The sequence below is a fragment of the Flintibacter sp. genome, assembly GCF_046973065.1.
The window spans coordinates 42,012-54,334 of sequence record NZ_JBKVXZ010000008.1 but is presented as its reverse complement, the minus strand read 5'-3'; the positions used below and the strand labels follow the sequence as shown (position 1 = coordinate 54,334).

Annotated in this window: 14 protein-coding genes; 7 read left to right on the top strand and 7 right to left on the bottom strand. The window is 50.8% G+C overall.

Annotated elements, in window-relative coordinates; translation table 11 throughout:
• Positions 1–58: 58 nt before the first annotated feature.
• On the bottom strand, positions 59–280 hold the full coding sequence (locus tag ACLTXB_RS05055) for a helix-turn-helix domain-containing protein (RefSeq protein ID WP_325207686.1): 222 nt from the start codon (positions 278–280) through the stop codon (positions 59–61).
• A 90-nt stretch (positions 281–370) separates the two neighbouring features.
• Between ACLTXB_RS05055 and ACLTXB_RS05050 the strand changes: the two genes are divergently transcribed.
• From ACLTXB_RS05050 to ACLTXB_RS05020, 7 genes are all read left to right on the top strand, one after another.
• Positions 371–562, top strand: coding sequence for a hypothetical protein (locus ACLTXB_RS05050; protein ID WP_428226246.1), 192 nt, complete (start codon positions 371–373; stop codon positions 560–562).
• A 167-nt stretch (positions 563–729) separates the two neighbouring features.
• Complete coding sequence (locus ACLTXB_RS05045; RefSeq protein ID WP_008982125.1) at positions 730–1,035, top strand: YerC/YecD family TrpR-related protein; 306 nt, start codon at positions 730–732, stop codon at positions 1,033–1,035.
• Between the two features lie 24 nt (positions 1,036–1,059).
• Positions 1,060–2,799 (top strand): indolepyruvate ferredoxin oxidoreductase subunit alpha, encoded by a 1,740-nt coding sequence (gene iorA, locus ACLTXB_RS05040; RefSeq protein ID WP_428226245.1) that lies wholly within the window; start codon positions 1,060–1,062, stop codon positions 2,797–2,799.
• Positions 2,800–2,803: 4 nt separating this feature from the next.
• On the top strand, positions 2,804–3,376 hold the full coding sequence (locus ACLTXB_RS05035) for an indolepyruvate oxidoreductase subunit beta (RefSeq protein WP_151075300.1): 573 nt from the start codon (positions 2,804–2,806) through the stop codon (positions 3,374–3,376).
• A 163-nt stretch (positions 3,377–3,539) separates the two neighbouring features.
• Entirely contained in the window at positions 3,540–4,841 is a 1,302-nt protein-coding gene (locus tag ACLTXB_RS05030; protein ID WP_428226266.1) for a phenylacetate--CoA ligase family protein, read from the top strand.
• A 12-nt stretch (positions 4,842–4,853) separates the two neighbouring features.
• Positions 4,854–5,288: an ACT domain-containing protein gene (locus ACLTXB_RS05025; protein ID WP_008982121.1), complete on the top strand. Its 435-nt coding sequence runs from the start codon at positions 4,854–4,856 to the stop codon at positions 5,286–5,288.
• 172 nt (positions 5,289–5,460) lie between these two features.
• On the top strand, positions 5,461–5,994 hold the full coding sequence (locus ACLTXB_RS05020) for a hypothetical protein (protein WP_428226244.1): 534 nt from the start codon (positions 5,461–5,463) through the stop codon (positions 5,992–5,994).
• A 126-nt stretch (positions 5,995–6,120) separates the two neighbouring features.
• Here the strand turns inward: ACLTXB_RS05020 and ACLTXB_RS05015 are convergent, their stop codons facing one another.
• The 6 genes from ACLTXB_RS05015 to pta form a co-directional block, all read right to left on the bottom strand.
• Positions 6,121–7,839: a recombinase family protein gene (locus tag ACLTXB_RS05015; protein WP_428226243.1), complete on the bottom strand. Its 1,719-nt coding sequence runs from the start codon at positions 7,837–7,839 to the stop codon at positions 6,121–6,123.
• A complete protein-coding gene (locus ACLTXB_RS05010) occupies positions 7,836–8,228 on the bottom strand; it encodes a hypothetical protein (protein ID WP_428226242.1) in 393 nt (130 codons plus the stop codon). Before ACLTXB_RS05010 ends, ACLTXB_RS05015 begins: the two co-directional genes overlap by 4 nt.
• A 301-nt stretch (positions 8,229–8,529) precedes the next feature.
• Positions 8,530–8,886 (bottom strand): plasmid mobilization protein, encoded by a 357-nt coding sequence (locus ACLTXB_RS05005; protein ID WP_428226241.1) that lies wholly within the window; start codon positions 8,884–8,886, stop codon positions 8,530–8,532.
• Between the two features lie 38 nt (positions 8,887–8,924).
• Positions 8,925–10,865: a DUF262 domain-containing protein gene (locus ACLTXB_RS05000; RefSeq protein WP_428226240.1), complete on the bottom strand. Its 1,941-nt coding sequence runs from the start codon at positions 10,863–10,865 to the stop codon at positions 8,925–8,927.
• Positions 10,862–11,107: a DUF6061 family protein gene (locus ACLTXB_RS04995; protein WP_079698696.1), complete on the bottom strand. Its 246-nt coding sequence runs from the start codon at positions 11,105–11,107 to the stop codon at positions 10,862–10,864. Before ACLTXB_RS04995 ends, ACLTXB_RS05000 begins: the two co-directional genes overlap by 4 nt.
• Before the next feature lie 186 nt (positions 11,108–11,293).
• The gene (pta, locus tag ACLTXB_RS04990) at positions 11,294–12,274 is read right to left on the bottom strand and encodes a phosphate acetyltransferase (protein ID WP_428226239.1); all 981 of its coding nucleotides are present in this window, start codon (positions 12,272–12,274) and stop codon (positions 11,294–11,296) included.
• Between the last annotated feature and the right edge of the window lie 49 nt (positions 12,275–12,323).

Below are 12,323 nucleotides of genomic sequence, written 5' to 3'. Positions count from 1 at the left end.
TGCCTGAATAAGAAATAAAAAGTGGCTGCCTGTGAGGTAGCCACTTTTTTATGTTGGTTTATTTGGTAGTAGGATAAGGGGAGGAAACTGGGGTCAAGCCCAGAAGATAATCCACACTGGTATGATAGAATGTGGATAATTTGATCAGGACAGCGGTGGGAATATCATTTTCCCCTGTCTCGTATTTGGAATAGCCGGTTTGGGACATACCCAGCATTTCAGCCACCTGCCGCTGGCTCAGGTCGTGGTCCTCACGCAGGGCGCGGATTCTGGGATACATATTGCATCACCTCGGACTCAGTATAGGTTAACCTAAAACAGAGTATTTACTTTCAACCTGAAACAGGTTAAAATATAGGGGGTGAGAGGCATGGATAGACAAAAAAGAAAAATCTTGCGGATTTCAATTCCGGAAAAAGAGTATGAGCAGCTGCGCATATTGGCGGAGCAGGGCATGCGCACTGTGCCAGCATATAGCCAACAAATTATTCTGCGATACTTAAGAAAAGTGAAGCGTGGCGAATTAGAAGATGGTTGGGGACTGAATGAAAGAGTCGATTGAACCAATGCTCTATATGGATAAAGTAGCGGCTGTCTATTTGGACAGCCGCTTCACTTGTGTAAACCGTAAAATTTTTTTGAAATACCTGTTTACCTTCACACTTTAATGTGTTAATATAAAGGGAAAGCCGGGAACTTCCGTCCGTCCCGGAGGAAAGGAGAAGCCTTATGGCAAAAACGGAGCGTAAAGAGCGCAGCCAGGCCCTGTATGAGACCATTTTGAAGTTGAAGGACCTGGACGAGTGCCGGAAATTTTTTGAGGATCTCTGTACCCCCACGGAGCTGCAGTCTATGGAGCAGCGCTTTGATGTGGCCGTCTACCTCCAGCAGGGTCTGGTCTATCTGGACATCCTGGAGAAGACTGGAGCCAGCAGCGCTACCATCAGCCGGGTCCGCCGGTCCATGCTGGAAGGCGGCGCAGGCGGTGTGGTACGGGACATCATCATCCGGGAAGGCCTGGACAAAAAAGACTGAATCAGGAAGAAAGCAGGGAAGACTATGAAACAACTGATGTTGGGCAACGCGGCTGTTGCCCGTGGACTGTATGAGGCGGGGTGCTCTGTGGCCTCCAGCTACCCCGGTACCCCCAGTACCGAGATCACCGAAGAGGCCGCCAAGTACGACGCCATCTACTGTGAGTGGGCTCCCAATGAGAAGGTAGCCATGGAGACCGCCTTTGGCGCCTGCCTTGCCGGCAAGCGCTCCTTCTGCGGTATGAAGCACGTGGGCCTCAACGTGGCTGCCGACCCGCTGTTCACCATCTCCTACACCGGTGTGAATGCGGGCATGGTCATCGCCGTGGCCGACGATGCGGGCATGCACTCCTCTCAGAACGAGCAGGACTCCCGCCACTATGCCATTGCCGCCAAGGTGCCTATGCTGGAGCCCTCTGACTCCGCCGAGGCCCTGGCCTTTGCCAAGCGGGCCTATGAGATTTCCGAGGAGTTTGACACCCCGGTCATCCTGAAGATGTGCACCCGCGTGTCCCACTCCCAGTCCCTGGTGGAGCTGGGGGAGCGCACCGAGGCGGAGAAGCCCTATGAGAAGAACATCGCCAAGTACGTGATGATGCCGGGCAACGCTATCCGCCGTCACCCTGTGGTGGAGGAGCGCACCCGCAAGCTCACCGAGTTGGCCGAGACCTGTGACCTCAACCGGGTAGAGATGGGCGGCACCTCTATGGGCGTGATCACCTCTTCCACCTCCTATCAGTATGTGAAGGAGGTCTTTGGGGACAGCGTGTCGGTGCTCAAGCTGGGCATGGTCAACCCCCTGCCTGTGAAGTTGATTCTGGACTTTGCCAGCAAGGTGGACAAGCTGGTGGTCGTTGAGGAGCTGGACTCCATCATCGAGGACCACTGCCGCAAGCTGGGCCTGAAGGTTTGGGGCAAGAACGTGCTGCCTCTGGAGGGTGAGTTCTCCCAGAACCTGGTGGCCTCCAAGCTGGGCGGTACCGTACATACCGGCAAGACCCTGGAGGACGCCATTCCTCCCCGTCCCCCTGTTATGTGCGCCGGCTGTCCCCACCGCGGCCTGTTCTACACCCTGAACAAGAATAAGTGCACCGTCCTGGGCGACATCGGCTGCTACACCCTGGGTGCGGTGGCTCCCCTGTCCGCCATGGACATGACCCTGTGCATGGGCGGCTCCATCTCCGGCATCCACGGCTTCAACAAGGCCCGTGGGGAGGAGACTGAGGGCAAGACCGTGGCCGTCATCGGCGACTCCACCTTCATGCACTCTGGTATGACCGGTCTGGCCAACATCGCCTACAACCAGTCCAATTCTACCGTCATCATTCTGGACAACTCCATCACCGGCATGACCGGCCACCAGCAGAACCCCACCACCGGCTACAACATCAAGGGCGACCCCGCCGGTAAGATCGATCTGGAATCCCTGTGCAAGGCCATGGGCTTCAACCGGGTTCGGGTGGTGGATCCTTACGACCTGAAGGCCTGTGACCAGGCGGTGAAGGAAGAGCTGGCCGCCAACGAGCCCTCCGTCATCATCTCCCGCCGTCCCTGCGCTCTCTTGAAGTACGTCAAACACAACGCGCCTCTGGCGGTGAACAAGGAAAAGTGCATCGGCTGTAAGAGTTGCATGAAGATCGGCTGCCCCGCCATCTCCATCAAGGAGGGCAAGGCCTGGGTGGACAACACCCTGTGCGTGGGCTGCGGTGTGTGCGAGCAGCTGTGCCCCGTGGGGGCCTTTGAGAGCACCGGCAAGGAGGGTTAAGGCAATGGAAACCAAGAATATTATGATCGTAGGCGTGGGTGGCCAGGGCTCCCTGCTGGCCAGTAAGCTGCTGGGCCACCTGCTCATGGAGCAGGGATATGACGTCAAGGTGTCCGAGGTCCACGGTATGTCCCAGCGCGGCGGCAGCGTGGTTACCTATGTGCGCTACGGCGACAAGGTGAATTCTCCTGTCATTGACAAGGGCGAGGCGGACTTTATTGTCTCCTTCGAGCTGCTGGAGGCCGCCCGTTGGCTGGAGTATCTCAAGCCCGACGGACAGATCGTCACCTCCACTCAGCAGATCGATCCCATGCCTGTTATTACCGGGGCCGCCAAGTACCCCGAGAATCTGGTGGAGAAGATGAAGGCCACCGGAGCCAAGGTGGACGCGCTGGACTGTCTGGCTCTGGCCGAGCAGGCGGGTTCCTCTAAGGCAGTGAATATTGTGCTCATGGGCCGGCTGTCTCACTACTTCGACCTGCCGGAGGAGGCCTGGCAGGCTTCCCTGGAGGCCATGGTGCCCCCCAAGTTCCTGGAGCTGAACAAGAAGGCCTTCGAGCTGGGGAAGCTTTCTTAAAAGAAAGCTTCGCAAAGAATTTTATGCAAAGCTGCGCTTTGCCTCTGCGCCCGCCTGAAGAGATGCCTTCCATAAGGCGAAAGCCCGCCGGGAAGGCAGATGGGATGGGCCTTATTTAGGAGAAAAGCAAGATCACGAGATACACAAGAGAGGGATGAATCCATTGGAACGGTATTATCAGCCCGAGATTGAATGCGCCTCTCGGGAGCAAATTCGTGCCTGGCAGGATGAGCGCCTGGTCAAGCGGGTGCGCCATGCCTATGACCACGTGCCTTATTACAAGAAGCTGATGGACGAAAAGGGAGTGCGTCCGGAGGACATTAAGTCGGTGGACGACCTGCACAAGCTGCCCTTTACCTATAAAAAGGACCTGCGGGATACCTATCCCTATGGGCTGTTTGCCGTTCCCATGAAGGATGTGGTGCGGCTGCATGCCTCCTCCGGAACCACCGGAAAGCAGATCGTGGTAGGCTATACCCGGGAGGACCTGGATATCTGGGACGATATTGTGGCCCGTCAGCTGGTGGCCGTGGGTGCCACCGAGGAGGATAAGGTACATATCTCCTATGGTTATGGCCTGTTTACCGGCGGTCTGGGACTGCACGGCGGCGCTACCAAGCTGGGCGCCACGGTCATTCCCGTCTCCTCCGGAAACACCCAGCGGCAGATTACCATTCTCCGGGACTTTGGCTCTACCGTTTTGTGCTGCACCCCCTCCTACGCCGCCTTTATCGGCGAGACCCTCCACGAGATGGGACTCACCGGCAAGGACATTCCTCTGAAGGCGGGCATCTTCGGTGCCGAGGCCTGGAGTGAGGAGATGCGCCAGGATATCCAGGAGAAGCTGGGCATCAAGGCCTATGACATCTATGGCCTGACCGAGATCATGGGTCCCGGCGTGGCCTACGAGTGCTCCGAGCAGAACGGAATGCACGTCAACGAGGACCACTTTATTATCGAGATCATCGATCCCGAGACCGGAGAGGTGCTGCCCGAGGGTCAGCAGGGTGAGATCGTCTTCTCCTGCATCACCCGCCAGGCCTTCCCCCTGCTGCGCTACCGCACCCGGGACATCGGTGTGATCCGTCACGAGAAGTGTTCCTGCGGACGTACCTTCGTGAAGATGAGCAAGCCCATGGGCCGCAGCGATGATATGCTCATCATCCGCGGCGTCAACGTCTTCCCCTCTCAGATTGAGACTGTGCTCCTCAACCACGGCTATCCGGCCAACTACCAGATTATCGTGGATCGGGTCAAGTCCACTGACACGCTGGATATCCAGGTGGAGATGACTCCCGAGATGTTTACCGACAACCTGGGCGAGATCGACCGCCGGCAGAAGGAACTGGTGGAGGGCCTGCGCTCTCTGCTGGGTCTGGCCGCTAAGGTTACCCTGGTGGCCCCCAAGTCCATTGTCCGCAGCGAGGGCAAGGCGGTCCGGGTCATCGACAAGCGGAAAATTTAAGGAGGGTTCGCCATGAGCATCAAGCAGATCTCCATTTTTGTGGAAAATAAGCCGGGAGCCCTGTACGGCCTGACCGGTGTTCTGGCTCAGAACAAGGTGGACCTGCGGGCCCTTTCCCTGGCTGAGACCAGTGAATTCGGCATCGTGCGCATCATCGTCAACGATGTGTACAAAGCAACCACAGTTCTTAAGGACGCGGGCTATGTTCACTCCATCACCCCTGTGGTGGGTGTGGCCATCCCCGACGTGCCTGGAGGACTCAACCGGGTACTCCAGGTACTTTCCAACGCCAAGATCAACGTGGAGTACATGTACGCCTTCCTGGGCGGCAAGCAGGCTAACTCCGCCTACATGATCTTCCGGGTCCAGGATGTGGAGGCCGCGGAGCAGGCACTGGCTCAGCGGGATATCAAGGTGCTGGATCAGGACCAGATGGCCGGGGTATAAGAGAGAGCAACTGCCTTGGAATAAGGAACAATCAAATGGCAGTATCCAGATGTTCTGGATGCTGCCATTTTTGCCTTTTCAGACGTGGGAAGGTAGAAGAACAGAGAATGGTATGGTATACTGAATAAAAAGAGACCTGTTTTTACAGAGAGGAACAGAAGGGGAGAGGACAATGAAAAAACGTATCATTGGCGTATTTTTACTGGCGGCTGTCCTTCTTATCTGCGGCGTAGTATTTTATCAAAGCCAGAAAGAGGAGGATGGCGCTACGCTGGAAAGCAGAGAGGTGCTCTTGGATCAGGCGATCTCCCAGGGCAAAGGAACGCAGTGGACCATTGCCACGGAGACCAAGCTGGAGGACCATATTGTAAGCGGCGCGTACAGTACCGATGGAAAAGTGACCCTGGCTGTGTTCAGCCCCTTGGGAGACGGAAAATACGAATTTAGCTCTTCGGTAAACAGAGAGAAAGATGATATCGTGATTGATACCACTGCGATCAACGGAACACGATATAATCTGATCTGGTTTTGTGGAGCGCAGACCGAGTATGCCGAGGCAACGTACATTGTCAATGGGGAGCTGCAGCCTGTAAAACGCTTTGATACCACGAATATGGATATTATATGCGTGAAGATTGACGCGGCAGCAAAGGAGTATAGCAGCCATGTTGCGTACTACGACAGCCAGGGAAACCGATATGAGTAAACCGGGTTTGCCAATCAAACGCGTAGAGAGATAAAAAAGGACCACCCAATGCTCGGTGGTCGTAAAACAGTAATATGTGAATTTCTTGGAACAGGCATGATTTCGGTCATGCCTGTTCCGCTTTTATCAGTTCATACACGGGAATATAGCCAACAAGGTCATATTCGATATGTACCCTCTGTTTGCGTTTACCGCTGGACTGTCCGGTGCCTCCACATAAACCGCCTTTACAAGCTCTCTGAGAGCATATGGCGTAAGTTCTGTGAGGTCGGTGTATCTATGTGCCCGCTGAATAAACTGTTCAAGGTCTTCTATCTGTCGTTCCTGTACTTCAATCTCTTTTTGCAGATTTACGATTTCAACTTTGAGCTGCGCCTGCTCATCCTCGTAGGTCTTGCTCATCATGGAAAAGCGATCATCGTTTAGCTTGCCCTTGGCGTTGTCCTCGTAGATTTTGATAAACAGGCGGTCAAGCTCCCCTATACGCTTTTCTGCCTGTGCCAGACGCTTCTTATATAACCTTATGGTTTCCTCGCTTTGCAGACGGAGTTTTTGCTCCATTTCCACCCTGAAATGTGCTTCATATCGGGTCACATAAGAGATAACCTCTTTCATGTGATTCCAGACCAAATCCTCCAAAACTACGGCACGAATGTAGTGTCCGCTGCACTTGTCCTTGTTGGCACGGTGAGTGGAACAGATGAAAAAGTCCTGTCGCTTTTCAAAGTATTTGGTGGTGGAATAGTAGAGCTTCTGATTGCAATCGGCACAGAATACCAATCCCGAAAACGGACTGCTCTTGCCTGTTGCCGTTCGCCTGTGTCGCTGCTGACGAATCTCCTGCACCTTGTCAAAGACTTCCTGCTCGATAATGGCAGGATGGGTGTTGTAGAAAATCACTCGATTTTCTTCGGGATTCTCCCTCTGCTTCTTGTCCCAAATAGAATTGGTGTAGGTCTTAAAATTGACCGTTGCGCCAATGTACTCTTTTCGTTCAAGAATATTGACAACGGTGCTTTCGTGCCAGCGGTAAGGATTTTCCGGCTCGGTGTGCGGTGTTTTCACACCTTGCTTGTTTTTGTATGCGGTAGGTGTGAGTATCTTGTCCTTTTCAAGCTGGTCTGCAATTTGGCTCGGTCCTCGTCCGTTCATGCAGAGCGTGAAAATCTTCTTGACCACCTGTGCAGCTTCCTCGTCGATTACCCATTCCTTTGGATTTTCGGGGTTTTTCATGTAGCCATACGGCACATGGACGGTCAATCTTTCGCCACGCTCACCTTTTGCTTTTTGCACCGCACGAATCTTTCGGCTTGTATCCTTTGCGAAAAATTCGTTGAACCAGTTTTTAATACCAGCAATGTCACTGTCGGTGCTGTTGGGGTTGATGCTGTCAAAGTGGTCATTGATGGCGATGTAGCGGACATCGTTCTGAGGGAAAGTATAGTTGATATACAGTCCCGTCAAAGCGGAGTTTCGCCCAAGCCTTGATAGGTCTTTCGTAATGACTGCACCCACATGACCGGCTTCAATTTCATCAAGCATTTTCTGAAAACCAGGACGATCATAGGTCACACCGCTGTAGCCGTCATCAATGAAAAATGTCGGGTGGGGAAAGCGGTGATCTCGTGCGTATTGAAGCAACATAGCCTTTTGATTTTGGATGGAATTTGACAAATCCTCTTTGCCGTTTTTCTTCTCATCCTTGGTGTCCTCTACGGACAATCTGCAATAAAGTGCTGTGATTTTGTCGGTTGCCCTTAACATTTCGTTATCCTCCTTTTGTTGGGCAACTGTTTGTACAGGATTGGAATTGGTGTTTATATCAAGAGAGGTGTCGTTATTCATTCGCCATCCTCCGTGATATCAGATTCATCATCGGTAGCGTTCTGCTCCATAATGCGTTTGAGCTTTTTATCAAGAGTTTCCGTGCCCTCATAGCTGCCTGTAACGGTATATTCTGCGCCGCCGATTTCATCCACGATTGTCAATTCGGGCAGCCAAAAGGCAGACAGATTTCTTACAACAATGTTACCGTTCTCATCAAACTTGATGTCACGCTTTGGTGCATCATCGGGGCGAGACTCGACCTTGGCATACGGGTCGGGATTGGAGAAGTAGTATTCGGAAACTTCCTCGTCATACTCTCCGCTCTCAATCTGTTCCTCAAGAATCATATCGTCTATTTCTTCGGGAGTAAGCTCACGAACTTCTTCCTCTTTTCGTTTCTCATCCATCCTGTCGAGCCTCCTTTTCATTCACTTCGATTCTAAATTATCACTGGGATAGCAAGCACAGCAGGCGTAGCTGCACACTGTGATTTTTCAGAAAATACAGCGTTGCCGATTTTGCGGAAAACGAAAATCTTCCATTTGCCTACAAAAGGTTAAAACAAACTTTGCAAGCAGTGCACGTGTGTACACACATCGTGCGTTTTGCAAATTTCAGCGAAGCTGACTTTTGCAAAAGCTTGTTGGGAAGCATCCCAAACCCTTTGACGATTTTTTCAAAATCGGCTACGCTCCTGCGGAGCTAATATCACTTCAGATGGGAGAGAGAAAGCAGAATTTTTTTAATCCCTTCGTAGATTTCCTCTTGATTCTTTTTGATTTCTTCGATGTCCGTTTCGTAGATGTTACCCGTTGTGTTGAGCTGTTTGGCAATCTGGTTTTCGCTGTTGGATATTCGCTTCATTTTGAAAGTCAACTCACGGAGTTCGGGCATATCCAAATTCACAACATACCCGTCGATTGCCATTTTGCGGAGATAAGCACTCATGTTGTCCGTTCCCATCTGTGCCATTTTCTGTTTTATCAGGTCAAGCTCTTTTTCGTCTACAAAAAACTTGACCTGTATCGGGCGCTGACGGATTGCTGGTTTTCGTTTTTCTGCCATTGTGAATACCTCTAAAGCACTTCTTTTTTGCTGGTAGGTTATCGCAGCTCCCATATCATTTCGCTTAACCGATAGAACATTTCTTGTCGTTCTTCAATGGCTTGCTTATTCCAATCAGACCAAGACGACAGCAGTGAGTTTGTTCTATTGATAGCAGTATCCTGTCCTAAATTCACCAGTTCCGAGATAGAAGAAGTGATGTAGAATTTAGACTGTTTATAGTAAGTTGCCTTGTTTGCGTAAACATCATTCTGGATTGATCTGTTGATGGTGTTTTCAAGCAAGGTAAGATTTCCAAGCCTGTTAATATATACAGAAAATTCTTCTTCATTCATGCCGTACAATCCTTTATCTGTACAAGTCTGCGGCATAATGTGTTCAATCTCAACTGCTGTTTCCGTATAGGTGGTTAAGTCCTCCACCGTGGTTTTTCCTAATTTCAATGCATCTACATACGCAGTGATTTTACCAAGAATAAACTTGATTCGATATTGCTGCATACTGTTCAACCCCAAGCGAAGGAAGTTGGATTTATTATCGAGTTTCCAGTCATTCACCGTGGGAATAATAGTGTTCTTTACAAAACAATCTAAGTCCTCTGCTGTAACGATATTGCGAACATCTCTGCACCACAATGCAAAAGTTCGCTCTGTGATGTTGGTCGCTATTTTATCAATTACCGTGTAATAAACTACAGATTCAAGAATGCTTTTGAATTTGGCAAATGCTTCCGAGTTCATGTTGGAAGCCGCAAGAAGAAGCATCAAGTGCAGCTTATAAGATTTACCTGCCAACAAAGGAATGTTCTTCAAATGTACATTTCCTTCTGATGCATCATCGGGCATCCGGCACTTAACATATAACTCAACATTCTGTGCCATTTTTTGAACAAACTGAAATGGAGCTTCTTCATAATGGCACTGTGCGTTGTTATTACTGAGCCAGGTATAGATCTGATCTTCACGGAGAATCCCATCTTTTTCGCTGGAGGTATCATAATTGGCCATGATAAAATAGCGAAGAAAACGGAGCGGCTTCTCATCAATTTTTTCCAGCGAACGAGTAATAGATTTCCAGTTCATATTTAGTTCTTTGAATTTGCTTCTGTCAACCTGACGGAAAACCATATTCTTAAGCAAATCCATCGGGTCAAGCCCTTTGCCTCGCTGGTTGATTGTTTCAAAAATTTTCAGTGCATCGGAAATGTCATAAGTTTCAATACGAATAAAGCTTGTTTTGTTTAGCAGAAACACAACAAATTTTTTCAAATCAGCGATTTGGGGGAATTGCTCCTGCAAAAAGTCCTGGATCGTCTTGAATGCGTCGAACAGTCTTTCTCCCGATTGCGTGATATAGTTCGGCCGTTCCTGTCCTTTTTCAATCAGCTCCAAACAATTTCCTGCATCTTCATATTGAAGCTGGAGATGATACAAGTTAATCACATCACCCTCACTATTCATAGTTGGGCTATAAATTAAATTTTCAATAACACTGGTTTGTTCACCATGATCTATGTAGATTTTTTTGATCGCACACAACAGAATAAAAAATGTGGTAAGGCGCTGCTGTCCGTCAATCAACTCAAACTGGCTGCCAGAGTCATAAGTTACAATAGTGCCAAGGAAATAAGCCTTTTGACTATCGGTATTGTAGGCATCCAGTAAGTCTGCCAACAGCTGCTCTACCTGTTCGTCTTTCCAAACATACTCTCGTTGATAGTCGGGAACAATGTAGTGATTCTTAAATGCGGAGTTGATCGAGTGATCGTTATATTTAATATGCGTATCGGCCATCGGTTTCATCCTTTCCGGTAAGTCGGTGTGTGTACACACATCATTATACAAGAAGGCACCATATTTTTCAAGATTAGTTTCCCAATTCACCAAAGTAAAGCATAACTTTTCATGAACACATTTTTGCCAAAACAAGCGCTGCCCCGCTGAATGGCAGGGCAGCTCTTGTTCGTCACCAAAAATCAATCAAGGTTTTGGTATTCCGTAACTGTCTTGAGGTAGACAGCAGGATCGCCGTTAAGGATTAAATCAGCATATGCAGCAGGGTCATTATAGATCAGATAGTCGAGTTCCGACTGTTGATACATATTGTTTACTACCTCATTTTCCACAGCAATAGTGTCGATAGAAACCATGCTGCCGTCTGAAAAGCAAAGCTCTACACAAGCAGTATCAAGGTTAAATTCACAAGATAACAGGTGTTTCATGGTAAATACCTCCGTAATTTTATGTTTTGTTGGTAAAAAAGAACGATGCCGGTCATGCGACTCGACATCGTTCTTTTCGTTGTTGTTTCCAACCCTGCCAGACAGATGCCGTAAAATAGTAATTTTTTAGAATTACTGTCTTACGAGCACCCATCTAAAGGCGGTCCTTTTTTATGTGGCAGAAGATTAGTTGCCAGCCAGAGCGGCGGTGATAATAGCCATGGAGTAGACCTCCTGGGCGTTACAGCCGCGGCTCAGGTCGTTGATGGGGGCGTTCAGGCCCAGCAGGATGGGGCCGTAAGCCTCGAAGGAGCCCAGACGCTGAGCGATCTTGTAGCCGATGTTGCCGGCGTTGATGTCGGGGAAGATGAAGGTGTTGGCATAACCGGCCACCTTGGAGTCGGGGCACTTGGTGTGAGCCACGCGGGGAGACACAGCGGCGTCAAACTGCAGCTCGCCGTCCACGGGGATCTCGGGCATAGCAGCCTTGGCCTTCTCGCAGGCGTTGCGCATCTTGTCCACGTCCTCGCCCTTGCCGGAGCCGAAGGTGGAGTAGCTCAGGAAAGCAACCTTGGGGTCAATGCCGAAGATCTTGGCGCACTTGGCAGTCTCCACGGCGATCTCAACCAGCTCGTCCTCGTTGGGCTTGATGTTGATGGCGCAGTCGCCCATAGCCAGCACGTCGTTGTCGCCGGTGGCGGAAGGACGAACCAGGATGAAGCAGGAGGAGACGATCTTGTTGCCGGGCTTGGTCTTGACCAGTTGCAGAGCGGGACGGACGGTGTCGGCGGTGGAGTAGGTAGCGCCGCCCAGCAGAGCGTCGGCCTCACCCATAGCCACCAGCATGGTGCCGAAGTAGTTGCCCTTCTTCAGAGCAGCGCGGCACTCTTCCTCGGTCATCTTGCCCTTGCGCAGCTCGACCATCTTGGCAACCATAGCGTCCATGTTCTCGTAGGTCTCGGGGTCTACGATGATGGCGCCGCGGATGTTGAAGCCGGCGTCCTCAGCGGCAGCGCGGACTTCCTCTTCCTTACCCACCAGCATGGGGGTCAGGAAAGTACCGGACAGCAGACGGGCAGAGGCCTCCAGAATACGGGGATCGGTGCCCTCGGTGAATACGATCTTACGGGGATGAGCCTTCAGGATGTCGATGAGTTTCTTGAACATGTGAACCATTCCTTCCAAAACAGAAACTTGGGTGCGGGAGACGAAAAAA